This window comes from Streptomyces sp. KL116D (genome assembly GCF_030766975.1).
Lineage (GTDB): Bacteria > Actinomycetota > Actinomycetes > Streptomycetales > Streptomycetaceae > Streptomyces > Streptomyces longispororuber_A.
The window spans coordinates 19,144-41,790 of the sequence record NZ_JASERH010000142.1 but is presented as its reverse complement, the minus strand read 5'-3'; the positions used below and the strand labels follow the sequence as shown (position 1 = coordinate 41,790).

Here is a 22,647-nt window from a genome sequence, read left to right as displayed (position 1 = left end):
TCCCAGGCCCGGCAGCGCGACTGCCGGGCCTGTGGTGTGTCATGGAGTCGTACGTTTCCTCGTACGCAGCGGATTCAGGGGAGAGCCGGTGTCCAAGCCGAAGGTCGTTCTGGGAGTCAGTGGTGGGATCGCCGCCTACAAGGCGTGCGAACTGCTGCGTCGGCTGACGGAGTCCGGCCACGACGTGCGCGTCGTGCCCACCGAATCGGCACTGCACTTCGTCGGCGCCGCGACCTGGTCCGCGCTCTCCGGCAACCCGGTCTCCACCGAGGTCTGGGACTCCGTCCACGAGGTCCCGCACGTCCGGATCGGCCAGCACGCCGACCTCGTGGTCGTCGCCCCGGCCACCGCCGACATGCTCGCCAAGGCGGCCCACGGCCTGGCCGACGACCTCCTGACGAACACCCTGCTCACCGCCCGCTGTCCGGTCGTCTTCGCCCCCGCCATGCACACGGAGATGTGGGAGCACCCGGCCACCCAGGAGAACGTCGCCACGCTGCGCCGTCGCGGCGCCCTCGTCATCGAGCCGGCCGTCGGCCGGCTGACCGGCGTGGACACCGGCAAGGGCCGCTTCCCCGACCCGGCCGAGATCTTCGAGTACGTACGCCGCGTCCTGGCCCGCGGCGCCGCACCGCAGGACCTCGCCGGGCAGCACGTCGTCATCAGCGCCGGCGGCACCCGCGAGCCCCTCGACCCGGTCCGCTTCCTCGGCAACCGCTCCTCCGGCAAGCAGGGCTACGCGCTGGCCCGCACGGCCGCGGCCCGCGGCGCCCGCGTGACGTTGCTCTCGGCGAACGCGGCGCTCCCCGACCCGGCGGGCGTCGACGTCGTCCACGTGGGCACCGCCGTGCAGCTGCGCGAGGCCGTCCTCAAGGCGGCCGCCGACGCCGACGCGGTCGTGATGGCCGCGGCCGTGGCGGACTTCCGCCCGGAGACCTACGCCACCGGCAAGATCAAGAAGAAGGACGGCGAGGACCCGGCGCCGATCGCGCTGGTCCGCAACCCGGACATCCTCGCCGAGGTCTCCGGCGACCGGCCCCGTCCTGGCCAGCTGGTCGTCGGCTTCGCCGCCGAGACCGACGACGTCCTCGCCAACGGCCGCGCCAAGCTCGCCCGCAAGGGCTGCGACCTGCTCGTCGTCAACGAGGTCGGGGAGCGCAAGACCTTCGGCTCCGAGGAGAACGAAGCCGTGATCCTGGGCGCCGACGGCACCGAGACCCCCGTCCCGTACGGCCCGAAGGAAGCGCTCGCCGACCAGATCTGGGACGAGGTCGTGCGCCGCCTGCCGGCCCGGTAAAAATTTCGCGAACGTGGATCGAACCCCAGAGGGAACGGAAATCCACGTTCGCCCCTTCGGGTGCCTCGAACCCCCGGAAACGCGGGAATTTCGGGCGTCCCGCACCCTTCCGAAGACCGATCGTCGTATCGGAGAATGCGGTGTCGCAGGTCACAGCGCTCCCAAGTGGCGAGACGCGTGGTCCGGCGGCCGAGCACGACCGATAAACTGTTCTCGGACGATGCCAGGCGCAGCCCCCGGCCCGTCCTTCAATGATCAGCCAGCAGCCGCTGCAACCACAGGGAGCGTTGTGTCCCGTCGCCTGTTCACCTCGGAGTCCGTGACCGAGGGTCACCCCGACAAGATCGCTGACCAGATCAGCGACACCATTCTCGACGCACTGCTGCGTGAGGACCCCACGTCCCGCGTGGCCGTCGAGACGCTGATCACCACGGGCCTCGTGCACGTGGCCGGCGAGGTCACCACCAAGGCGTACGCGCCGATCGCGCAGCTCGTGCGCGAGAAGATCCTCGAGATCGGCTACGACTCGTCGAAGAAGGGCTTCGACGGCGCGTCCTGCGGCGTCTCGGTCTCCATCGGCTCGCAGTCCCCGGACATCGCGCAGGGCGTCGACACGGCGTACGAGAAGCGCGTCGAGGGCGACGACGACGAGCTCGACAAGCAGGGCGCCGGCGACCAGGGCCTGATGTTCGGCTACGCGTGCGACGAGACGCCGGAGCTCATGCCGCTCCCGATCCACCTCGCGCACCGCCTGTCGCGCCGCCTCTCCGAGGTCCGCAAGAACGGCACGATCCCCTACCTCCGCCCGGACGGGAAGACCCAGGTCACCATCGAGTACGACGGCGACAAGGCCGTCCGCCTCGACACCGTCGTCGTCTCCTCGCAGCACGCGTCGGACATCGACCTGGACTCGCTCCTCGCGCCCGACATCCGCGAGTTCGTGGTCGAGCCCGAGCTCAAGGCGCTCCTCGACGACGGCATCAAGCTGGAGACCGAGGGCTACCGCCTCCTGGTGAACCCGACCGGCCGCTTCGAGATCGGCGGCCCGATGGGCGACGCCGGCCTCACCGGCCGCAAGATCATCATCGACACGTACGGCGGCTACGCCCGCCACGGTGGCGGCGCCTTCTCCGGCAAGGACCCGTCGAAGGTCGACCGCTCCGCCGCGTACGCGATGCGCTGGGTCGCCAAGAACGTCGTCGCCGCCGGCCTCGCCGCCCGCTGCGAGGTCCAGGTCGCGTACGCGATCGGCAAGGCCGAGCCGGTCGGTCTCTTCGTCGAGACCTTCGGTACGGCGACGGTCGACACGGACAAGATCGAGGCCGCGATCACCGAGGTCTTCGACCTCCGCCCGGCCGCGATCATCCGCGACCTCGACCTGCTCCGCCCGATCTACTCCCAGACGGCCGCCTACGGCCACTTCGGGCGCGCGCTGCCCGACTTCACGTGGGAGAAGACGGACCGCGTGGACGCGCTGCGCAAGGCCGCGGGGCTGTAGTCCCCTCCGACCGCTGCCGGGCCCGGCTCTCCTTCGGGAGGGCCGGGCCCGACGCTTTTCCGCCCGCCCCCGGCGGCGGGCGGTCGTGCGCAGCCCGGCCCGATGTCAGCCCCCTCTGGTAGGAATGCAGGCGTGAGCAGCGAGAACGACACCCCCGATGAGCCTGCCGGAGGCGAGCCGGAGCAGTTGGCGTTGATTCGGGAGAGCGTGCGCAGGGCCAAGGCGCCGAAGGCCAAGCCGCGGACGTGGCGGGGGGCCGCGCTGGCCGGGGAGTTGCCGGTCGCGCGCGTGCTCGTGGACAAGGGTGTGCTGCACCTGGACCGGTACTTCGAGTACGCGGTGCCTCAGGAGCTGGATGCCGTGGCCCAGCCGGGGGTGCGGGTGCGGGTGCGGTTCGGGGCCGGGGCGCGGAACGTGCGGGACGGGCGGCGCGAGGGCGGCGGGCTGATCGACGGGTTCCTGGTCGAGCGGGTGGCCGAGGCCGAGTACCAGGGGCCGCTCGCCGCGCTGGCGCAGGTGCTGTCGCCGGAGCCGGTGCTCGACCCGGAGGTGCTGGGGCTGACGCGGGCCGTCGCCGACCGGTACGCGGGGAGCCTGGCCGATGTGCTGCAGCTGGCGATTCCGCCGCGGCACGCGAAGGCCGAGGCGCGTGAGTTCCCGGCGCCGCCGCCACGGCCCGTTGCGCCCGATCCCGGTTCGTGGCGGCGGTACGAGCGGGGCGCCGATCTGCTCGCCTCGCTCGCCTCGGGCGGGGCGCCGCGGGCCGTGTGGACCGCGCTGCCCGGGCCCGAGTGGGCCGAGGAGATCGCGCGGGCCGTGCAGGCGACGCTCGCGTCGGGGCGGGGCGCCCTGGTCGTCGTGCCGACGGTGCGGCTCGCCGCGCGGGTCGACCAGGCGTTGGGAGACGTGCTGGGGCCCGGGCAGCACGCCCTGCTGACCGCCGACGCGGGGCAGCAGCGCCGGTACTCGGAGTGGCTCGCCGTGCGGCGGGGAGCGGTGCGGGCCGTGGTGGGGACGCGGGCCGCCATGTTCGCGCCCGTACGCGATCTGGGGCTCGTCGTGGTGTGGGACGACGGCGACTCCCACCACAGCGACGACCACGCCCCCTTCCCGCACGTGCGGGAGGTGCTGGAGCTGCGCGCCTCCCGGGACAAGTGTGCCTTCCTGCTGGGGAGTTGGAGCTGCACCGTGGAAGCGGCGCAGCTGGTGCGCAGCGGCTGGGCCGCCGCCGTGGCCGCGCCGCGCGAGGTGGTGCGGCGCACCGCTCCGCTCGTCAGGACCGTGGGCGACCTGGACGTCGCGCGGGACGAGGCCGCGCGCGCCGCCCGCTTGCCCAGTCTCGCGTGGGAGGTCGCGCGGACGGCGCTGCGGGACGGTCCCGTCCTCGTACAGGTGCCGCGCAGGGGCTACGTGCCGCGGCTCGCCTGCCAGCAGTGCCGCGAGCCCGCCCGCTGCCGGCACTGCGCGGGACCGCTGGAGGCGCGGGAGTCGACCGGGACGCTGGCCTGCGGCTGGTGCGGGCGCGAGGAGGCGCACTGGCACTGCGCCGCGTGCGGCGGCACCCGGCTGCGGGCCCAGGTCGTCGGGGCGCGGCGGACCGCCGAGGAGCTGGGGCGGGCGTTTCCCGCGGTGCCGGTGCGGACGTCGGGGCGCGAGCAGGTGCTCGACACCGTGTCAGGGGCGCCCGCGCTCGTCGTGAGCACGCCGGGCGCCGAGCCCGTCGCCGAAGGCGGGTACGCCGCGGCCCTGTTGCTCGACGGCTGGGCGATGCTCGGGCGGCCCGACCTGCGGGCGGGCGAGGACGCGCTGCGGCGGTGGATCGGCGCGGCCGCGCTGGTCCGGCCCCAGGAGGCCGGCGGCACCGTGGTCGTCGTCGCCGAGCCGACGCTGCGCCCCGTGCAGGCCCTGGTGCGGTGGGACCCGGTGGGGCACGCCGTCCGGGAGCTGGCCGACCGGGCCGAGCTGGGGTTCCCGCCGGTGTCGCGGATGGCGGCGGTGGCCGGTGTCCCGGATGCGCTCGCCGACTTCCTCCGGGCGGTCGAACTGCCTCCGGACGCCGAGGTGTTGGGCCCCGTCCCGGTGCCCGACGCGGGGCCTGCCGGCACCCGCAGGCCGGGGGCGCCGCCGCCCGGTGAGCACTGGGAGCGCGTCCTGGTCCGGGTGCCGCCCGGCAGCGGCGCGGCCCTCGCCCGCGCCCTGAAGCAGGCGCAGGCCGCCCGGATGGCGCGGGGCGGCACCGAGCCGGTGCGGGTGCGGGTGGATCCGCTCGACATCGGCTGACCGGACGTCAAGGCGATCTGACGCCAGGGCGTCAACCGGGCGCGTGCACACCGCACTTCCGATGCCGGGCGGCTCCGTGCACACCGCACTTCCGATGCCGGGCGGCTCGCGCACACACCGTCGCCTCCCCGCGCCCGCGTGCGGCTCCGCACACACCACTGCCTCCCCGCGCCTGAGGGCGGGGAGGCAGTGGGCGGAGCGATCGGACTCAGCCGTTGCGCGGACCGGGGAAGGCGCCCGGACGGGCCTCTTCGCGCAGCACGGGGCTGCCCGCGGTCGGCTGGGTCGGCATGGAACGGGCGGCGGGGACCGACGGCAGCGGACCCGCGCCCATCGGCAGGGCGGGACGCGCGGGCGCCGGTGTCTCCGTGGCGCGCTCGGCGTCGGCGGCCGCCTGGGTGGCGGCCCTGCGGGCTCCGTAACGGCGGTGCACCGCCTGCTTGGTGACTCCGAGCGCGGAGCCCACCGCGTCCCACGAGAAGCCCAGCGAACGGTCGAAGTCCACGGCGGCGGTCACCAGGGTCTCGACGCTGTCGCGCAGCTCCTGGGCGAGACGGACGGTGGGGGCGGGGGCCCTCCCGTAGACGACGAACCCCGCGGAGGGGCCGGAGCGGCGCGGGCGGTAGACGTTCCCGAGCTGCGCGGTGAGGGTGCGCAGCGCGTCCACCTGCCGCCGGACCCGCTCGATGTCCCGCACCAGGAGGTGCAGGCTGGCCCGTGCCTGGGCGTCGTGGGTTGCGTGGTCGGCCATGAACAAGCCTCTCGAACCGGCGATGTAAAGGATGGGACCGCGCCCGCGTCAGGCGACCGGATGTGATGACGACTGAGCGATTGCGGCCCGTAGGTTGGTCAACTCTTTCTTGACCAACGCGCCATACGGTGAGGGGTCACGCTGTTCGGGCGTATCCGCATATGCGCGGGGCGCACGTCGTGGCGCGCGCCCCCACCCCGGCCGAGCCGGACGTGACTGGGTGCGCGGCGCGGAACCCCCATAGACTGGTGCGCTGCCCTTGACCCTGCCCCGAGAGGCCGTTAGCCACCGATGAAGCTCGTCTTCGCCGGCACCCCCGAGGTCGCCGTTCCCGCTCTGGACGCCCTGATCGCCTCCGACCGGCACGAGGTCGCCGCGGTCGTCACCCGGCCCGACGCCCCCGCCGGACGCGGCCGCCGCATGGTCGCGAGCCCGGTCGCCGAGCGGGCCGAGGAGGCCGGCATCGAGGTGCTCAAGCCCGCCAAGCCGCGGGACGAGGAGTTCCTCGCCCGGCTGCGCGAGATCGGCCCCGACTGCTGCCCGGTCGTCGCGTACGGGGCGCTGCTGCCGCGCGTCGCGCTCGACGTGCCGGCCCGCGGCTGGGTCAATCTGCACTTCTCGCTGCTGCCCGCCTGGCGCGGGGCGGCGCCCGTGCAGCACGCGGTCATGGCCGGGGACGAGATCACGGGCGCGTCGACCTTCCTCATCGAGGAGGGGCTCGACTCCGGGCCGGTGTACGGCACGGTGACCGAGGCGGTCCGGTCCACCGACACCAGCGGCGACCTGCTGACCCGGCTCGCGTTCGCGGGCGCGGGGCTGCTCGTCGCCACCATGGACGGCATCGAGGACGGCTCCCTGAAGGCGGTGCCGCAGCCCGCCGACGGGATCTCCCTCGCCCCGAAGATCACCGTCGAGGACGCCAGGATCGACTGGGCCGCACCCGCGCTCCGCGTCGACCGCGTGGTGCGCGGCTGCACCCCGGCGCCCGGCGCGTGGACCGAGTTCCGCGGCGAGCGGCTCAAGGTGCGCTCCGCCGTGCCGGTTCCCGACCGCACCGATCTGGCCCCGGGCGAGCTCGCCGTCGGCAAGAAGAACCTGTACGTGGGCACCGGCTCGTACGCCGTCGAGCTGCTCTGGGTGCAGGCCCAGGGGAAGAAGCCGATGGCCGCCGCCGACTGGGCGCGCGGGGTGCGGATCACCACCGGGGAGCGCCTGGGCTGACGCCGTCGGCCCGGTGCCCCCTCGGGGGTCCGCCGGGCGGCCGGGACGTACGCTGGGAGGGTTCACCCCGGCGTACCGCCCCTGCGCGTCGCCCGTACGATCCCACCAGCGGAGCACCTTTGAACGACCAGACGACCCCGTCGAACCGCGGCCCCCGCACGTCCGGGAAGCCCGGCAAGCCGCACCGCCGCCCGCAGAAGGACCCCGTGCGCATCCTCGCCTTCGAGGCGCTGCGCGCGGTCGACGAGCGGGACGCGTACGCGAACCTCGTGCTGCCGCCGCTGCTGCGCAAGGCCCGCGACAAGGGCGGCTTCGACGGCCGGGACGCGGCACTCGCGACCGAGCTCGTCTACGGGACGCTGCGCCGGCAGGGGACGTACGACGCGATCGTGGCGGCCTGCATCGACCGGCCGCTGCGCGAGGTCGACCCGCCCGTCCTGGACGTGCTCAACCTCGGCGTGCACCAGCTCCTCGGGACGCGGATCCCGACGCACGCCGCCGTCTCCGCCTCCGTCGAGCTGGCCCGCGTCGTGCTCGGCGACGGCCGGGCCAAGTTCGTCAACGCCGTGCTGCGCAAGGTGTCCCAGCACGATCTCGACGCCTGGCTGGAGCGGGTCGCGCCCCCGTACGACGACGACCCCGAGGACCATCTGGCCGTCGTGCATTCGCATCCGCGATGGGTCGTGTCGGCACTGTGGGACTCCCTGGGCGGCGGTCGCGCGGGCATCGAGGACCTGCTGGAGGCCGACAACGAGCGGCCCGAGGTCACCCTCGTCGCACGGCCGGGACGGACCACGGCCGAGGCCGTGCTCGACGAGGTCGGCGAGGAGTCCGGGCTGCCCGGGCGCTGGTCGCCGTACGCGGTGCGGCTGGCGGAGGGCGGCGAGCCGGGCGCGTTCGACGTCGTGCGGTCCGGCCGGGCCGGCGTGCAGGACGAGGGCAGCCAGCTGGTCGCCATCGCGCTCGCGAACGCTCCGGTCGAGGGCAGGGACGAGAAGTGGCTGGACGGCTGCGCGGGTCCCGGCGGCAAGGCCGCGATGCTGGCCGGGCTCGCCGCCCAGCGCGGGGCGACGCTGCTCGCCTCCGAGAAGCAGCCGCACCGCGCCGGGCTCGTGGCGAAGGCGCTCGCCGGGAACCCGGGCCCCTACCAGGTGATCGCCGCGGACGGGACGCGGCCGCCGTGGGGCCCCGGCACGTTCGACCGGGTCCTGATGGACGTGCCCTGCACCGGGCTCGGCGCCCTGCGGCGGCGCCCCGAGGCCCGGTGGCGGCGGCGGCCGGAGGACCTCGACGGATTCGGTCCGCTGCAACGCTCCTTGCTGCGCACGGCACTTGAGTCCGTCCGCGTGGGCGGCGTCGTCGGCTACGCCACGTGCTCGCCGCACCTCGCCGAGACGCGGGCCGTCGTCGACGACGTGCTGAAGGGCTTCGACAGGGCCGAACTCATCGACGCGCGGCCCCTGCTGGCGGGCGTACCGGCGCTGGGCGACGGTCCCGACGTGCAGCTGTGGCCGCACCTGCACGGGACCGACGCGATGTACCTAGCGCTGATCCGGCGTACCGTCTGACGTCTTCGCCAGGGAGTGGGGCCACCACACGCGTGGCCCCACGTCCAGGAACAGCGACGTCACCAGGACCGACCGCACCACGAACGTGTCCAGGAGCACGCCGAGCGCCACCGCGAAGCCGATCTCCGCGAAGGCCACCATCGGCAGGGTGCCGAGCGCCGCGAACGTGCCCGCCAGGACCAGGCCCGCCGAGGTGATCACGGCACCGGTGGCAGCCAGGCCGGTGACGACGCCGGGGCGGGTGCCCTGACGGGCGGCCTCCTCGCGGATGCGGGTCGTGAGGAAGATGTTGTAGTCGATGCCGAGCGCCACCAGGAACACGAAGACGAAGAGCGGGAAGTCCGTCGACTCGCCCGCGTAGTCGAAGAGGTGGCGGAAGGCGAGCGCGCTGATGCCGAGCGCCGCCGCGAAGGACAGCACGACCGTCCCGATCAGCAGCAGGGGCGCCACCAGCGCCCGCAGCAGCAGCCCGAGGATCAGCAGGACGACCACCAGGACCAGCGGGATCACCAGTTTGTTGTCGTGCGCGGTCGCCCGGTCCATGTCGAGCAGCGCCGCCGTGCCGCCGCCCACCTTCGCGTCCGCCCCGGGCACGGCGTGCACCGCGTCGCGCACCCGGTCCACCGTGTCCTTGGCGGCCTGGCTGTCGGACGGCGCGGTCGTCGTCGCCTCGAAGAGGACCCGGCCGCCGTGCTCGGGTTCGGTGTTCGGGGGCACGCCGATGCTCCGCGGCACCACGCCTTCGGTGGCGGCCACGGCCCGGCCGACCCGCTCGCCCTGCGCCCGGTTCGCGACGATGACGAGCGGGTCGCCGGTGCCCCCGGGGAAGTGCTTCGCGGAGATCTCCTGGCCCACGATCGAGTCCGGCTTGTCGGTGAACGAGTCGGCGTTGCTGATGCCCTCCGCCCTGAGCTGGATCAGCCCGAGGGAGAGCAGCGCCAGGGCCACCGCCGTCGCCGCCCAGACCACGCGCGGCCGACGGGCGATGCGGCGCCCGATGCGCGCCCACACGCCCCGCTCGGTGGGCTCGGGGCTGCCCATGTGGGGGATCGCCGGCCAGAAGATCCACCGGCCGAAGATCACCAGCAGGGCCGGGAAGAGCGTGAGCATCGCCGACAGCCCGACCGCGACGCCGATCGCCGCCACCGGACCCAGGCCCCGCGTCGAGTTCATGTCGGCCGTGAGCAGGACGAGCATGCTCAGCACCACGGTCGCGCCGGACGCGAGCACGGCGGGGCCCGCCCGGTGCAGGGCCAGCGCCATCGCCTCGTGCCGGTCGTCGTGCCGGCGCAGCTCCTCCCGGTAGCGGGCGACCAGGAGCAGCGCGTAGTCCGTCCCGGCGCCGAACACGAGCACCGTGAGGATGCCCGCGCTCTGCCCGTTCACGGTCAGCCCCGCGTGCTGGGCCAGGAGGTAGATGAGGGCCTGCGCCGTGAACAGCGCCGCCACCACGCTCACCACCGGCACCAGGAGCAGGGACGGGCTGCGATAGGTGAACAGCAGGATGACGATCACGATGCCCAGGGCCGAGAGCAGCAGCGTCGAGTCGATGCCCTCGAAGGCCTCGGAGAAGTCCGCGGAGGTGCCGCCGGGGCCGGTGATGTGGATCTGCAGCCCGTCGACGGACTTCCCGGTCCGGTCACGGATGGAGTCCACGGCGGGCGCGATCCGTTCCCAGCCCTTCTCGTCCATCGTCACCGGCACGTAGACCTGGGCCGCCGACGGTCCCGCCTTCTTGTCGAAGACCGGGCCGCGGGTCTCCGGGCCGCGCAGCCCGTGGTCACTGAGCTGCTTGAGCTGCCGGACGTCCGCGGCGATCCGGGCCCGGTCGGCCACGGTCAGCCCGCCGTCCCGGGCGTAGATCACGACGGCCGGGATCGTCTCGGGCCTGAAGTCCTTGGACAGGTCGAGGACTTGGGTCGACTCGGCCGAACCGGGCAGCCAGGACTGCGCGTCGTTGTCCTGCGCGTCGGTGAGCTTCTGGGCGAGCGGCGCGGTGCCCACGATGACGATCAGCCACAGCAGCAGCACCAGCCACTTGCTGCGCCGCCCGCACACCAGCCAGGCGACGCCGCGTCGCCGTTCGGGTTCCGTGCTCCGTACGCCGTCACTGTGTCCGTCCGCCATGGCGCCCCCCGCTGCGTCGTGCGCGGTGTGATTCCCGTCGGTCCGTCGTGGGCCGCCCACCATGGCACGCAAGGGCACGGCTCGGCATCGGTATCGCGCCCTGGTCTGGACCGAGGCGGGCAACGGGCGCCGGGCATGGCAGGCTTGGGTCATGGCCGTGCAGATCAACCCCAGCATCCTGTCCGCGGACTTCGCCCGCCTTGCCGACGAGGCAAAGGCCGTCGAAGGCGCCGACTGGCTCCATGTCGACGTCATGGACAACCACTTCGTCCCGAACCTCACGCTCGGGGTGCCGGTCGTAGAGTCCCTGGCGCGGGCGACGGACACCCCGCTGGACTGCCATCTGATGATCGAGGACCCCGATCGCTGGGCGCCGCAGTACGTCGAAGCGGGGGCCGGGTCCGTCACCTTCCACGCGGAGGCCGCCGCCGCCCCCGTCCGGCTGGCCCGTGAGATCCGCGCCAAGGGTGCCCGCGCCTCCATGGCCCTCAAGCCGGCGACGCCCGTCGAGCCGTACGAGGACCTCCTCCCCGAGCTCGACATGCTGCTGATCATGACGGTTGAACCCGGCTTCGGCGGGCAGGCGTTCCTGGACATCATGCTGCCGAAGATCCGTCGCACCCGGGAGCTGATCTCGAAGCACGGTCTGGAACTGTGGCTCCAGGTCGACGGTGGCGTCTCCGCGGCGACGATCGAGCGCTGCGCCGAGGCCGGAGCGGACGTCTTCGTCGCCGGATCGGCGGTATACGGGGCGAACGACCCGGCAGAAGCGGTACGTGCACTGCGCACCCAAGCGGCGGGCGCCACGGCATCCGCCTCCTGGGCGTGCGACCACTGAGCCACGGATACGTGAACGCCGTCCTTCAGGGCTGATCAAGCCCTTCGGATCTGCAAGGATGAACGGCGTATCCAGGTTGTGAACGCAGTGAGTCGTGCAGAAGAGCAGTGAGGAGATCGCCGTGTCCGCATCATCGGCGGGACGGGCAGCCCTGCGGATGGGACCCGCGGAGCTGGTGCAGGCGGCGGCCATGGCCCGCCGCTTCTACCTCGAGGGCAAGTCCAAGATCCAGATCGCCGAGGAGTTCGGCGTGAGCCGCTTCAAGGTGGCCAGGGTCCTGGAGACCGCTCTCGAGCGGGATCTCGTACGCATCGAGATCCGGGTCCCGGCCGAGCTGGACGCCGAGCGCTCCGACGCGTTGCGCGCCCGCTACGGCCTGCGGCACGCCGTGGTCGTCGAATCGCCCGCCGAGGCGGAGGAGTCGCCCGATCCCGAGAACCTCGGAGAGGTCGCCGCGGATCTGCTCGGCGAACTGGTGACCGAGGGCGACGTCCTCGGGCTCGCCTGGGGGCGCTCCACCATCCACATGGCCGCGGCCCTCGACCGGCTGCCGCCGTGCACCGTCGTGCAGCTCACCGGCGTGTACGACGCCGGGACCGCGGAGCGCGGCTCCGTGGAGGCCGTGCGGCGTGCCGCGCAGGTCTCCGGCGGCGACGCCCACCCGATCTACGCGCCGATGCTGCTGCCCGACGCGGCGACGGCGGCGGCGCTGCGCAACCAGACCGGGATCGCCCGCGCCTTCGAGTACTTCGACAAGGTCACCGTCGCGTGCGTGTCCATCGGCTCGTGGGAGCCGGGCATCTCGACCGTGCACGACATGCTGAGCGACGAGGAGCGGGCGCACTACGCCTCCCTGGGGGTCGCCGCGGAGATGTCCGCGCACCTCTTCGACGCGCAGGGGCGCCGGGTCGGGCGGGACCTGGGGGAGCGGTGCATCACGGTCGAGGCCGACCGGCTGCGGCGGATACCTGAGGTCGTGGCGATCGCGGGTGGGCAGCGGAAGGCTGCCGCCATTGACGCGGTGTTGCGGTCGGGGCTGGTGACCAGTCTCGTCACCGATACGGCCGCGGCCGATTTCCTGCTGACGGCCGGGGCTGCTCCTCGGCCTGCTCTGCAGCGGGCCGATCCCGATGAGTGAGCCGCGCCGGGGGTGACGTCTCGGGGCTCTGCCCCGGGCCCCGCTCCTCAATCGCCGGAGGGGCTTGATTGGCCGGAGGCGGTTGATGGCCGGAGGGGCTTGATTGGCCGGAGGGGCTTGATTGGCCTGAGGCGGTTGATCGGGCCTGAGGCCGTGGAGCGTGGCAGCATCTGAGCATGGTCGTGCGGCTGGGTTCCCGGATTTCTGTCCTTCTGGTCGGGCTGCTGCTCGGCTGTCTGGGGCTGCTCGCCGGTGGGTGTTCGTCCGGCGACGACAGTGCGGCGGGCATGGCCACCGTGCGCGAGTCGGAGCTGCCCGCCGAGGCGCGGCAGACCCTCGCGCTCATCGACGCGGGCGGCCCCTTCCCGTACGACAAGGACGGCAGCGTCTTCGGGAACTTCGAGGGGGAGCTGCCGAAGGAGAAGCGCGGGTACTACCGCGAGTACACCGTGCGGACCCCGGGGGAGCGCGACCGCGGGGCGCGGCGCATCGTCGTCGGGCGCGGTGGGGAGACGTACTACACCGATGACCACTACGAGTCGTTCAAGGCGGTGCTGAGATGACCGGCCCCACCCCGTCCCCCACCCGAGCCCTCGTCGAGGCGGGCTGGGCCGTGCGGGTCCTGGACCTGGGCGGCGCCGAGGACAAGGCCGCCCTCCTGGACCGCTGCGCCCGGGTCCTGGAGCTGCCGGACTGGTTCGGGCGGAACTGGGACGCCCTCGCCGACTCCCTGGGCGATCCGGGCGTCGGGCCGAAGGCGGCGCACGGACTGGTGCTCGTGGTGACCGGGTGGCAGGAGTTCGCCGAGCGGCGCCCCGGTGACTGGGCGACGGCCCGCGAGGTGTTCGCCGAGGCGGTCGAGCGGCGCCGCGGTGACGACGCCGCCCTCACCGTGGTGCTCGGCCTCAGTTGAGCTTGGCCCAGCTGCCCGGTGTGCCGGCCTTGCGGCACAGATAGAGATCCGCCTTGGCGTCCAGCACGATTTCCCCCACGTCGTGGTAGTCCGCCTTGGGCGACCCTGCGTAGGGCGCACGGGCGAGCTGTACGGCGGCCCGCTCGCCGGAGGCGTAGAGGCCGATCCCCTTCGCCTGGCCCAGCGCGACCACGGCGATGCCGCCTTCGGGGCTCGCGTTGTCGGCCACCAGACCCGTCCCGTTGCCGGAGACGGCGGCGCCGATGCCCCGGTTGCTCAGCGCCTCCAGGGCGGTCGAGCCCTCACTGGTCGCCCGGACGCCCGGCCCGTTCGCCGAGTCGCCGTGCACACCGGTCTGGTTCGGGCTGTACCCGTACACGCCCGCCTTCTGCAGCCCGACGGCGTGCAGGCCGCGCCGCTGGCCGTGCAGCTGCAGCGTGGCGGGGTCGGCCTGGTCGCCGGCCAGATAGGTCACGGCCGTCGCGAAGTTGTACGAGCCCGCCAGGACCGCCTGGCCGTTGGCGCGCGTCTCGGCCTCCGACGGGGTCGGGGCCGCTTCCGTGGCGTGCCGGAGGTCTTCGAGTTCCTTGAGGAGCGCCTCCGTCTCACTGCGCAGCTCGGTCAGGCGGCGCTCGCAGTCGGCCAGGCGGCTCGGCATACGGTCGGACATGGTGGACCCCCGTCCCGGGTTCGAATGGTGCGCGGACCGTAGGCCCGTGACGGCCGCTCGCCAAGGCTTGGGTGATCCTCCAAGGAAGGTCCCGTGACCTTGGGACGTTCGGCCCGGAGACGCTCCTGGAGCACGCGTGGGAAAATGAAGTACGTGCTTTGTGCCCCGGCGGCATCCTTCCGGGGCTCCCTTCTAGCGACCGGGATGTCCGCACGTGCGTTTCCTCAATGACATCAAGCCCGCGTACGACCTGACGTACGACGACGTCTTCATGGTGCCGAGCCGGAGCGCCGTCGGCTCCCGGCAGGCCGTGGACCTCGCCTCGCCGGACGGCACGGGCACCACGATCCCGCTGGTCGTCGCCAACATGACCGCGATCGCCGGGCGCCGGATGGCCGAGACCCTGGCCCGTCGCGGCGGTCTCGTGGTCATCCCCCAGGACATCCCGATCGAGGTCGTCACCGAGGTCATCTCCTGGGTCAAGACGCGCCACCTGGTGCTCGACACCCCGATCGTCCTGGCCCCGTCGCAGACCGTCGCCGACGCGCTGGCGCTGCTGCCCAAGCGCGCGCACAACGCGGGCGTGGTCGTGGACGACGAGCAGCGCCCCGTCGGCGTCGTCACCGACCAGGACCTGACCGGCGTCGACCGCTTCACGCAGCTCTCCGAGGTCATGGCGAAGGACCTGCTGCTGCTCGACGCGGACATCGACCCGCGCGACGCGTTCAACAAGCTGGACGGCGCCAACCGCCGCTACGCCCCCGCGGTCGACAAGGACGGCAGGCTGGCCGGCATCCTCACCCGTACGGGCGCCCTGCGCGCGACCCTGTACACCCCGGCCACCGACGCGGACGGCAAGCTGCGCATCGCCGCCGCCGTCGGCATCAACGGCGACGTGGCGGGCAAGGCCAAGCAGCTGCTCGACGCGGGCGTCGACACCCTCGTCATCGACACGGCCCACGGCCACCAGGAGTCGATGATCAGCGCCATCAGGACCGTGCGCGCGCTGGACCCGCAGGTGCCGATCGTGGCGGGCAACATCGTGGCCGCCGAAGGCGTCAAGGACCTCATCGAGGCCGGCGCGGACATCATCAAGGTCGGTGTCGGCCCCGGCGCCATGTGCACCACGCGCATGATGACCGGCGTCGGCCGGCCGCAGTTCTCCGCCGTCCTCGAGTGCGCCGCCGAGGCGAAGAAGTACGGCAAGCACGTGTGGGCCGACGGTGGCGTTCGGCACCCGCGCGACGTCGCCATGGCCCTCGCGGCCGGCGCGTCGAACGTGATGATCGGCTCCTGGTTCGCCGGCACGTACGAGTCCCCCGGCGACCTCCAGCACGACGCCAAGGGCCGTGCGTACAAGGAGTCCTTCGGCATGGCCTCGGCCCGCGCCGTGAAGAACCGGACGTCGGACGAGTCCGCGTACGACCGCGCCCGCAAGGCGCTCTTCGAGGAGGGCATCTCCACCTCGCGGATGTTCCTCGACCCGCAGCGTCCGGGCGTCGAGGACCTGATCGACTCGATCATCGCGGGCGTCCGCTCGTCCTGCACCTACGCGGGTGCCAACTCCCTCGCCGAGTTCGAGGAGAAGGCCGTCGTCGGCATCCAGTCCGCCGCCGGTTACGCGGAGGGCAAGCCGCTGCACGCCAGCTGGAGCTAGTCGCCCGTCGCTAGTCGGGGACGGCGTGGGTCAGGGCCGGTGGCGCGGCCCACGCCGCCTCGATGCACTTGCCGCCCGGCGCCGGTCTGACCGCGAGCCGTTCCGCGAGCCGCTCCACCACGTGCCAGCCGAAGCCGCCCCCGCCGTCCAGGTCGGGGGCGCGCGGCTCCGGCAGCTTCGGGTCGTCGTCCTCCACCGACACCGCGAGCCCGACCGGATCGGCGCGCAGCCGCAGCCGGGCCAGGGCCCCGGTGTGCCGGGCCGCGTTGGCGACCAGCTCCGAGACGACGAGCAGTACGGCGTCCTTGTCGGCCCACGGGCAGTGTTCCGCCAGGAAGCGAGCGGCGGTGTGCCGGGCCTGAGTCCCCGTCAGGGGACCGTCCACCACGATCTCCATGCGTACCGGCTACCCGCCCGTCGGATCTTCACCGTCCCCGGATGCGCCGGGAGTGAGAACCGTGTCGAGACCGGTGATCCGGAATATCCGCTCGACGACCGGGGAGAGGCGGCGCACCGTGAGGTCGGCGCCCCCGCTCCGCAGCGACGTCCTGGCCCGCAGCAGCGCGTTGATGCCGCCCGAGTCGAAGAATCCCACGCCCGACAGGTCGAGCGTCACGGTGGTGCCCGCCGGGGCGTCCAGCGCCGCCACGGACTCCAGGAGCCGCGGCGCCGTCTCGTAGTCGAGGTCGCCGGTGAGCGTGACGAGCGGGCCGTCCGGGCCCGCCGACGTGGCCAGGGCGAGCACGGTGTGCGGCCCGTCCGGACCGTCCGGCCCGTCCGATGTGGTCGGGTCGTCGGGCACGGCTCCGGGGTCCGTGGGTGTCATCGGGTTCTCCGTACGGTCAGGGCGAGGGTGTCGTCCGGGTGCAGGATCACGGTGTGCATCTCCTTGGCGAGGGCGCCGGGGATCTCTTCGGTGGGACGGTGCCGGTGGCGGACGGCCGCCGCCGTGAGCCGGCGCTCGCCCTCGTAGGGGTCGCGGCGGCTCTCGGTGAGACCGTCCGTGTACAGCACGAGCAGATCGCCGAGCGCGAGCTCCTCGTGCCACAGTCCTTCGCTGCCCGCCAGCGGGTACCCGATGCCCCGGCCGCGCACTTCGAGGAACCGGGCGCTGCCGTCCTCGCGCACCAGCAGGGGCGGCGGATGGCTGCCGTTGGCGAGGGTGAGGCGGCCCGCGACCGGGTCGATCCGGGCGAGCTGGACGGTGGCCATCAGCTCCCGGTCGTAGGGCAGCAGGATCTCGTCGGTGCGCGCGACGACCGTCTCCAGCGGGTGGCCCTCCAAAGTGAGGGTGCGCACGGCGTGGGTCACGTTCAGGGCGCTGCGGGTACTGGTGAGGCCGTGGCCGAGGGCGTCGACGACGGTGATGTGCACGGTGCCGTCCGGCAGTTGGAACCAGTCGTACAGATCGCCGCCGGTGGGGGCGTCCGTGCCGGCCGGGGCGTAGTGGATGGCCAGTTCCAGGCCGCCGACCTTCAGGGGGCCGGGGCGCAGCGCGTCCTCCAGCTCGCGCAGCATCTGGCCGTGGGCGCGGCGCAGTTGCTCGTCGCGCTCCTCCAACTGCACATACAGGGCGAGGACCCCGCTGTTGGTCTCGTCCAGTTCGTGGGTGAGGTTGCGCCGGTCGGCCTCCAGCGCCTCGGCCCGGGCCACGGCGGCCCGCAGCTCCTCCTCCAGGAGTTCCACGGAGGTCTGCCCGCCGGGGTGGCCCCGGCCCGGGGTCTCGGGCAGCGGCACCCGCCACACCGTCGCGTCCGCCTCGCGCTGCGCGGGCAGCGGCAGCCCTTCCACGGGAGCGGGCCACGGGGCGTAAGGGGCCCGCAGCAGCACCGTCAACTCCCGCCGTACGAAGTCCTGTTCCGGCCGCGTCTCCAGGGTGACGAGACGCCCGGCCCGCAGCTCGGGCTCGGCGACCCGGGCCACGGACAGGGTCAGCCTGGTGCGCAGCTCGGCGGGCAGCCGCAGCCCGGCCGCCAGGGTGCGCACCGCGGACCGCAGTTCGGGCAGGGACCGGTGGGTCGTACTGCGTGACGCTGCCGCCTCCTGATCGGTCATGTGTTCCTCCTTGCCGCCCCGGAGACCAGGACGGTCGCGTCGTCGCGGGCGCTGCGATGGCCGTGCCCCAGGGCGGCGGCGAGCAGCCGGGGCGGCAGCCCCAGCAGGAACGGGGTCGCGGAGTCCGCCCAGCGGGACCGGATGCCGTCGGTGTGCACGACCACCGCGCACCCCTCCGGCACCGGTACCGAACGGGCCTGCGGGCGCGGCATGTTCCAGCCGACCACGCCCGGCCGGCCCACGTCCCGTGAGTGCACGCCGTCGTGCGCGGTGAGCAGGACGCGGACGTTCCCGATCCCGCAGTGCTCCAGCGTGCCGGGCCGCAGCCGCACCAGGCCCACCGCCGCCCCGCGTCCGCCGCGCAGCGCCCGGTCCATCGCGGACAGCAGCTCGGGCAGCGGCCGCTCGACCTCCTCGCGGAACACGGCGACGGCGGAGGCGCTCGCCTCCGCGGCCTCCGCGCCGTGGCCGAGGCCGTCGACGACCACCACGGTGCGGCCGCCCGGCGCGTCCACCACGGCCGCGCTGTCCCCGCACTCCTGCTCGCCCCGCAGCGGCAGACACAGCAGGCCGACGTCGGAGCGGGCAGGACCCGCGCCAGGCGCGTGGAACCGGGCGCAGATCAGCGTGCCGACGCCGGGCAGCGTGCGCAGCGTCAGCTCGTCCGCCAGCCGTCGCGCCGCGCCCATGCCGGAGCCGAGCGATCCGGACCCGGTGGTGCTGAACCCGTCGACCATGGCCCGGTCGGGCTGCGCCATCCCGGGCCCCCGGTCGATCGCGACCACGTCGATGCCGCGCCCCTGGGGGTGCCGCTGCACGTAGACGGCGCCGCCGACCGCGTGCCGCAGCAGGTTCTCCGCGAGCTCGCTGGTGAGCACCGCGGCCCGCTCGGCCGCGGTGCCGTCGAGCCCGCCGGCCACCGCCGCGGCGCGGGCCAGCCCGGCCGCGTGGTGCACCGCGCTGGGGTGGTCGACGAGCACCTGGGCGGTGACCGCGGGATCGGGGGACCCGGTCACCGGTTCGTCCAGCGCACGGCGGTCACCGTCGTCCCGGCGCCGGGACGGGTCTCGACGTGGAACTCGTCCATCAGGCGCCGGGCACCGCCCAGGCCGTGGCCGAGGCCGTTGCCGGTCGTCCAGCCGTCCGTCAGGGCCGCGCCGAGGTCCGGGATGCCGGGGCCGTCGTCCTGGATCACCAGCCGGATGCCGCTGCCTCCTCTCCTGGTGAGCAGTTCGACGATGAGGGTGCCGCCCTTGCCGTGCACATAGGCGTTGCGCGCGAGTTCGCTGGCCGCGGTCACCACGCGGGTCTGGTCGACCAGGCCGAAGGCGCACTCGACGGTGGCGGCGCGCACGGCGTGCCGGACCGTCAGCAGGTCGTCGTCCGACCGCACGTCGTAGGTGCGGCGCACGTTCACCCGGGCGTCGTCGGCGTGCGTCGCGCTCGGGCTGCGCTCATCCGACATGGTCATGGTCACGGCTCTCCAGGGTCCGCTGCCAGCCGAGTGCCGTCAGGCCCTGCTCGGCGTTGAGCGCGGTCTCCACACCGGTCAGCTGGATCCCCAGCTCGACCAGGGTGATGGCCACGGCCGGCCGCATCCCGGCGACGATCACCCGGGCCCCCAACAGCCGTGCCATGTTGGTCAGTTCCATGAGCGTGCGGGCGACGAAGGAGTCGATGACCTCCAGCCGCGAGATGTCGATGAGGACACCGCGCGCGTGGTCGGCCGTGATCCGCTCGGTCAGTTCGTCCGTGAAGGCCAGCGCGGACCGGTCGTCGAGCTCGGCGAGGAGTCCCGTCACCAGGACGTCGCCGAACCGCAGGATGGGAACGCCCATCGGGCGCGGAGGATTCACCGCGGTGCCGAGCCGGTGACGGCGAACCCGACGGCGGGCTGGTCCGTGAGCTTGACCGCCGTGGCCAGGGCGTCGGCCAGGGTGGCACGGGTCAGGATGGTGGACAGGTCGATCCCCAACTGGGCGATGGTCTGGGCGATGGGCGGACGGATGCCGCTGATGACACAGTCCGCGCCCATCAGCCGGACCGCGTTGACGGTGTGCATCAGGTGCTGCGCGACCGCCGTGTCGACGGTCAGCACACCGGTGATGTCGATGATGGCGACCTTGGCCTCGTTGTCCTGGATCGCCTGGAGCAGCGACTCCATGACGATCTGGGTGCGTGCCGTGTCCAGGGTGCCGATGAGCGGGACGGCCAGGACGTGCTTCCACAACCGCACGACGGGCGTGGACAGTTCCATCAGCTGGCGGCTCTGCCGCTGGATGATCTCCTCGCGCCCCTCGACGTACGTCTCGAAGGAGAGGGCGCCCGCCGCGTCCAGCATCCGGTTCACGAAGTTCGCCGCGGCGAACAGCTCACCCATGTCGCGGGTGGTGTGCTGCACGGCCGCGAGCAGCGCCTCCTTGAGGGAGAGCACCGCCAGCGAGGTGTCGGTGGGGGTGGCACCCGCCCGCACCCGGCGCAGCGACAGTTCGGTGACCGTCGTGCGCAGGTTGTGGTGCGAGGTCACCAGACGCCCCACCGGGGTGTCGCTGGCCAGCGCCTCGGTGAGCGCGTCGACGAGCAGCACCGCCTCCTCGCGCAGCTCGCTCTCGCTCATGTCGGTGCCCAGTGCCGCCTGTTCCAGTTGGAGCGCCGTCCACCGGGCGGCGATCTGCTCCTCCTGGTCCCGCAGTGCCTCCAGCAGCAGACCGCGGATGTCGCTCTCGCTGATACTCACAAGCCCCTCTCACACAGATTCGCGTACGTGTGCGTCCTGCACATGATGCACACCTTCAACTGCCCCGGCCGTCGCCAGGGTTGATGACCGATCATCACCCGGGACCGACGGCGGGGGCAGCCCTTGCGAATACCCCGCTCCACCGGATTCACTCCCGCGAGCGAGCCGTGACCTCCGCCACATGCGACGCAACAGACGAAACGGGCACCGCAATGAACATGCGCCTCGTGCGGATACGCGCAACGATCGTGCGACGGTGCGCAAGGTTGCTGCATTACAGCTGGGAAGCCGCGTCCCTTAGAGTCATCCGCTGTACGTGGCGTGGCGGGGGACGGCCTGCTCGGCGGTCCCCCGGTCAGGGCGTGGGCCGCCGCGTTCCCCGCAGCCTCAACTGGCAGCGATGAAGGAGCCGGCCCGTGCTCGATCACGGCGCACCCCCGCGCACCCCCCGGACCGACCCCGCACCCGTGGGACTCGGTACCCGTCTCATGCGGCGCAAGCCGGTGGAACGCCTGGTCGCGGAGGGCGGCCAGGGTGAGGGCGGCTCGCTGCGGCGCTCCCTCGGCCTCTGGCAGCTGACCATGATCAGCATCGGTGCCACGCTCGGCACCGGCATCTTCGTGGTGCTCGGCGAGGCCGTCCCGAAGGCCGGTCCCGCCGTCACCCTGTCCTTCGTGATCGCGGGTCTCACGGCACTCTTCTCGGCGCTCTCGTACGCCGAACTGGCCGGCACGATCCCGGTCGCCGGATCCTCCTACTCGTACGCATACGCAACGATGGGCGAGCTCGTCGCCTGGGTGTGCGGCTGGTGCCTGGTGCTGGAGTACGGCGTCTCGGTCGCCGCCGTCGCCGTCGGCTGGGGCGAGTACCTCAACGAACTGCTCGACGGCACCATCGGCGTCACCATCCCCGACGCGCTGTCCGCGCCGCCCGGTGACGGCGGCATCTTCAACCTGCCCGCGCTCATCGTGGTGCTGCTCGCCATGGCGTTCCTGCTGGGCGGCGCCAAGGAGTCCGCGCGCGCCAACACGATCATGGTGTGCGTGAAGATAGCCGCGCTCGTCCTCTTCTGCGCCATCGGCCTCAAGGGCTTCCAGTCCGGCAACTACGAGCACTTCATGCCGCTCGGCATGGCCGGCGTCAGCGCCGCCGGCGCCACGCTGTTCTTCTCCTACATCGGCTTCGACGCCGCCTCCACCGCCGGCGAGGAGGCGAAGAACGCCCAGCGCGACCTGCCGCGCGCCATCATGCTGTCGCTCGTCATCGTCACCGCGCTGTACGTGCTCGTCGCCGCGGTCGCCGTCGGCGCCCGCCCGTGGCAGCACTTCAGCGACTCCGAGGCCGCGCTCGCCGGGATCATGAAGGACGTCACCGGCCAGTCGTTCTGGGCCACGCTGCTCGCCGCCGGGGCCGTCATCGCCATCGCGTCCGTCGTGCTGACCGTGCTGTACGGCCAGACCCGCATCCTCTTCGCGATGTCCCGCGACGGCCTGGTGCCCAAGGTGTTCGCCAAGGTCCACCCGAAGACGGGCGCGCCGCGCGCCAACACCGTCATCGTCTCCCTGTTCTGCGGTGTGCTCGCCGCGGCCATCCCGCTGGGCCAGCTGGCCGACGCCACCAGCATCGGCACGCTCTTCGCGTTCGCCCTGGTCAACATTGCCGTGATCGTGCTGCGCCGGACCCGCCCCGACATGCCGCGCACCTTCCGGGTGCCGCTGTCGCCGGTGCTGCCCGTCCTCGGTTTCGCGTTCTGCGTCTGGATGATGGGCAGTCTGTCCGCCATCACCTGGATCGTCTTCGGTGTCTGGATGGTCGTCGGGCTCGTGTTCTACTTCTGCTACGGGATGCGCCGCTCGCGCCTCTCGCAGGACCCCGCCCCCGCAGCCCAGAAGTGAAC

The 22,647-nt window shown here is 73.1% G+C and carries 21 protein-coding genes; 11 read left to right on the top strand and 10 right to left on the bottom strand.

Going from position 1 to position 22,647, the window contains the following annotated elements:
- Positions 1-88: 88 nt before the first annotated feature.
- The 3 genes from coaBC to RBJ77_RS55025 all read left to right on the top strand — a co-directional run bounded on the left by coaBC (position 89) and on the right by RBJ77_RS55025 (position 5,075).
- Complete coding sequence (coaBC, locus tag RBJ77_RS55035; RefSeq protein WP_372351899.1) at positions 89-1,297, top strand: bifunctional phosphopantothenoylcysteine decarboxylase/phosphopantothenate--cysteine ligase CoaBC; 1,209 nt, start codon at positions 89-91, stop codon at positions 1,295-1,297.
- Positions 1,298-1,586: 289 nt separating this feature from the next.
- Complete coding sequence (metK, locus tag RBJ77_RS55030) at positions 1,587-2,795, top strand: methionine adenosyltransferase (RefSeq protein WP_255968298.1); 1,209 nt, start codon at positions 1,587-1,589, stop codon at positions 2,793-2,795.
- A gap of 132 nt (positions 2,796-2,927) precedes the next feature.
- The gene (locus RBJ77_RS55025; RefSeq protein ID WP_372351898.1) at positions 2,928-5,075 is read left to right on the top strand and encodes a primosomal protein N'; all 2,148 of its coding nucleotides are present in this window, start codon (positions 2,928-2,930) and stop codon (positions 5,073-5,075) included.
- 208 nt (positions 5,076-5,283) lie between these two features.
- On the opposite strand, the gene RBJ77_RS55020 is transcribed toward RBJ77_RS55025, so the two are convergent.
- Positions 5,284-5,826 (bottom strand): hypothetical protein, encoded by a 543-nt coding sequence (locus tag RBJ77_RS55020; RefSeq protein ID WP_255968294.1) that lies wholly within the window; start codon positions 5,824-5,826, stop codon positions 5,284-5,286.
- Between the two features lie 291 nt (positions 5,827-6,117).
- Between RBJ77_RS55020 and fmt the strand changes: the two genes are divergently transcribed.
- Both fmt and RBJ77_RS55010 read left to right on the top strand, forming a co-directional pair.
- The gene (gene fmt, locus RBJ77_RS55015; protein WP_372351897.1) at positions 6,118-7,047 is read left to right on the top strand and encodes a methionyl-tRNA formyltransferase; all 930 of its coding nucleotides are present in this window, start codon (positions 6,118-6,120) and stop codon (positions 7,045-7,047) included.
- A gap of 119 nt (positions 7,048-7,166) precedes the next feature.
- A complete protein-coding gene (locus tag RBJ77_RS55010; RefSeq protein ID WP_372351896.1) occupies positions 7,167-8,615 on the top strand; it encodes an RsmB/NOP family class I SAM-dependent RNA methyltransferase in 1,449 nt (482 codons plus the stop codon).
- Here the strand turns inward: RBJ77_RS55010 and RBJ77_RS55005 are convergent.
- Positions 8,589-10,742, bottom strand: a complete 2,154-nt coding sequence (locus RBJ77_RS55005; protein WP_372351895.1) for an MMPL family transporter — start codon at positions 10,740-10,742, stop codon at positions 8,589-8,591. The two genes, RBJ77_RS55010 and RBJ77_RS55005, sit on opposite strands and share 27 nt — an antisense overlap.
- A gap of 151 nt (positions 10,743-10,893) precedes the next feature.
- On the opposite strand from RBJ77_RS55005, the gene rpe reads away from it, so the two are divergent.
- The 4 genes from rpe to RBJ77_RS54985 all read left to right on the top strand — a co-directional run bounded on the left by rpe (position 10,894) and on the right by RBJ77_RS54985 (position 13,631).
- The gene (gene rpe, locus RBJ77_RS55000) at positions 10,894-11,580 is read left to right on the top strand and encodes a ribulose-phosphate 3-epimerase (RefSeq protein WP_372351894.1); all 687 of its coding nucleotides are present in this window, start codon (positions 10,894-10,896) and stop codon (positions 11,578-11,580) included.
- Positions 11,581-11,737: 157 nt separating this feature from the next.
- Positions 11,738-12,718, top strand: coding sequence for a sugar-binding transcriptional regulator (locus RBJ77_RS54995; RefSeq protein ID WP_372352153.1), 981 nt, complete (start codon positions 11,738-11,740; stop codon positions 12,716-12,718).
- Positions 12,719-12,894: 176 nt separating this feature from the next.
- Positions 12,895-13,281, top strand: coding sequence for a ribonuclease domain-containing protein (locus RBJ77_RS54990; RefSeq protein ID WP_372351893.1), 387 nt, complete (start codon positions 12,895-12,897; stop codon positions 13,279-13,281).
- Positions 13,278-13,631, top strand: a complete 354-nt coding sequence (locus RBJ77_RS54985) for a barstar family protein (RefSeq protein ID WP_372351892.1) — start codon at positions 13,278-13,280, stop codon at positions 13,629-13,631. Before RBJ77_RS54990 ends, RBJ77_RS54985 begins: the two co-directional genes overlap by 4 nt.
- Here RBJ77_RS54985 and RBJ77_RS54980 read toward each other — a convergent pair.
- A complete protein-coding gene (locus RBJ77_RS54980) occupies positions 13,624-14,301 on the bottom strand; it encodes a hypothetical protein (protein WP_372351891.1) in 678 nt (225 codons plus the stop codon). The two genes, RBJ77_RS54985 and RBJ77_RS54980, sit on opposite strands and share 8 nt — an antisense overlap.
- 214 nt (positions 14,302-14,515) lie before the next feature.
- Here RBJ77_RS54980 and RBJ77_RS54975 point away from each other — a divergent pair, with 214 nt between their 5' ends.
- Positions 14,516-15,958, top strand: coding sequence for a GuaB1 family IMP dehydrogenase-related protein (locus tag RBJ77_RS54975; protein WP_372351890.1), 1,443 nt, complete (start codon positions 14,516-14,518; stop codon positions 15,956-15,958).
- A 10-nt stretch (positions 15,959-15,968) separates the two neighbouring features.
- Here the strand turns inward: RBJ77_RS54975 and RBJ77_RS54970 are convergent, their stop codons facing one another.
- From RBJ77_RS54970 to RBJ77_RS54940, 7 genes are read right to left on the bottom strand one after another with little or no spacing between them, the layout of a single operon-like run.
- Positions 15,969-16,343, bottom strand: coding sequence for an ATP-binding protein (locus tag RBJ77_RS54970; RefSeq protein ID WP_372351889.1), 375 nt, complete (start codon positions 16,341-16,343; stop codon positions 15,969-15,971).
- A gap of 21 nt (positions 16,344-16,364) precedes the next feature.
- The gene (locus RBJ77_RS54965) at positions 16,365-16,784 is read right to left on the bottom strand and encodes an STAS domain-containing protein (protein WP_372351888.1); all 420 of its coding nucleotides are present in this window, start codon (positions 16,782-16,784) and stop codon (positions 16,365-16,367) included.
- Positions 16,781-18,013, bottom strand: coding sequence for a PP2C family protein-serine/threonine phosphatase (locus tag RBJ77_RS54960; protein ID WP_372351887.1), 1,233 nt, complete (start codon positions 18,011-18,013; stop codon positions 16,781-16,783). Before RBJ77_RS54960 ends, RBJ77_RS54965 begins: the two co-directional genes overlap by 4 nt.
- The gene (locus tag RBJ77_RS54955) at positions 18,010-19,029 is read right to left on the bottom strand and encodes a SpoIIE family protein phosphatase (RefSeq protein ID WP_372351886.1); all 1,020 of its coding nucleotides are present in this window, start codon (positions 19,027-19,029) and stop codon (positions 18,010-18,012) included. The genes RBJ77_RS54960 and RBJ77_RS54955 overlap by 4 nt, the downstream gene beginning before the upstream one ends.
- Complete coding sequence (locus tag RBJ77_RS54950; RefSeq protein ID WP_372351885.1) at positions 19,026-19,484, bottom strand: ATP-binding protein; 459 nt, start codon at positions 19,482-19,484, stop codon at positions 19,026-19,028. Before RBJ77_RS54950 ends, RBJ77_RS54955 begins: the two co-directional genes overlap by 4 nt.
- Entirely contained in the window at positions 19,468-19,851 is a 384-nt protein-coding gene (locus tag RBJ77_RS54945; RefSeq protein ID WP_255968266.1) for an STAS domain-containing protein, read from the bottom strand. Before RBJ77_RS54945 ends, RBJ77_RS54950 begins: the two co-directional genes overlap by 17 nt.
- A gap of 14 nt (positions 19,852-19,865) precedes the next feature.
- Positions 19,866-20,750 carry an STAS domain-containing protein gene (locus tag RBJ77_RS54940; protein ID WP_372351884.1) on the bottom strand — a complete coding sequence of 295 codons (885 nt, stop codon included), beginning with the start codon at positions 20,748-20,750 and terminating at the stop codon, positions 19,866-19,868.
- A 416-nt stretch (positions 20,751-21,166) separates the two neighbouring features.
- Here RBJ77_RS54940 and RBJ77_RS54935 point away from each other — a divergent pair, with 416 nt between their 5' ends.
- Entirely contained in the window at positions 21,167-22,645 is a 1,479-nt protein-coding gene (locus RBJ77_RS54935) for an amino acid permease (protein ID WP_372351883.1), read from the top strand.
- Positions 22,646-22,647: the final 2 nt, after the last annotated feature.

What these genes read in the sequence shown, in the direction of transcription:
- RBJ77_RS55020 (WP_255968294.1), bottom strand. Translation starts at nt 5,826, where the DNA reads ATGGCCGACCACGCAACCCACGACGCCCAGGCACGGGCCAGCCTGCAC.
- fmt (WP_372351897.1), top strand. Translation starts at nt 6,118, where the DNA reads ATGAAGCTCGTCTTCGCCGGCACCCCCGAGGTCGCCGTTCCCGCTCTG.
- RBJ77_RS55005 (WP_372351895.1), bottom strand. Translation starts at nt 10,742, where the DNA reads ATGGCGGACGGACACAGTGACGGCGTACGGAGCACGGAACCCGAACGG.
- rpe (WP_372351894.1), top strand. Translation starts at nt 10,894, where the DNA reads ATGGCCGTGCAGATCAACCCCAGCATCCTGTCCGCGGACTTCGCCCGC.
- RBJ77_RS54995 (WP_372352153.1), top strand. Translation starts at nt 11,738, where the DNA reads ATGGGACCCGCGGAGCTGGTGCAGGCGGCGGCCATGGCCCGCCGCTTC.
- RBJ77_RS54990 (WP_372351893.1), top strand. Translation starts at nt 12,895, where the DNA reads ATGGTCGTGCGGCTGGGTTCCCGGATTTCTGTCCTTCTGGTCGGGCTG.
- RBJ77_RS54985 (WP_372351892.1), top strand. Translation starts at nt 13,278, where the DNA reads ATGACCGGCCCCACCCCGTCCCCCACCCGAGCCCTCGTCGAGGCGGGC.
- RBJ77_RS54980 (WP_372351891.1), bottom strand. Translation starts at nt 14,301, where the DNA reads ATGTCCGACCGTATGCCGAGCCGCCTGGCCGACTGCGAGCGCCGCCTG.
- RBJ77_RS54965 (WP_372351888.1), bottom strand. Translation starts at nt 16,784, where the DNA reads ATGACACCCACGGACCCCGGAGCCGTGCCCGACGACCCGACCACATCG.
- RBJ77_RS54960 (WP_372351887.1), bottom strand. Translation starts at nt 18,013, where the DNA reads ATGACCGATCAGGAGGCGGCAGCGTCACGCAGTACGACCCACCGGTCC.
- RBJ77_RS54950 (WP_372351885.1), bottom strand. Translation starts at nt 19,484, where the DNA reads ATGACCATGTCGGATGAGCGCAGCCCGAGCGCGACGCACGCCGACGAC.
- RBJ77_RS54945 (WP_255968266.1), bottom strand. Translation starts at nt 19,851, where the DNA reads ATGGGCGTTCCCATCCTGCGGTTCGGCGACGTCCTGGTGACGGGACTC.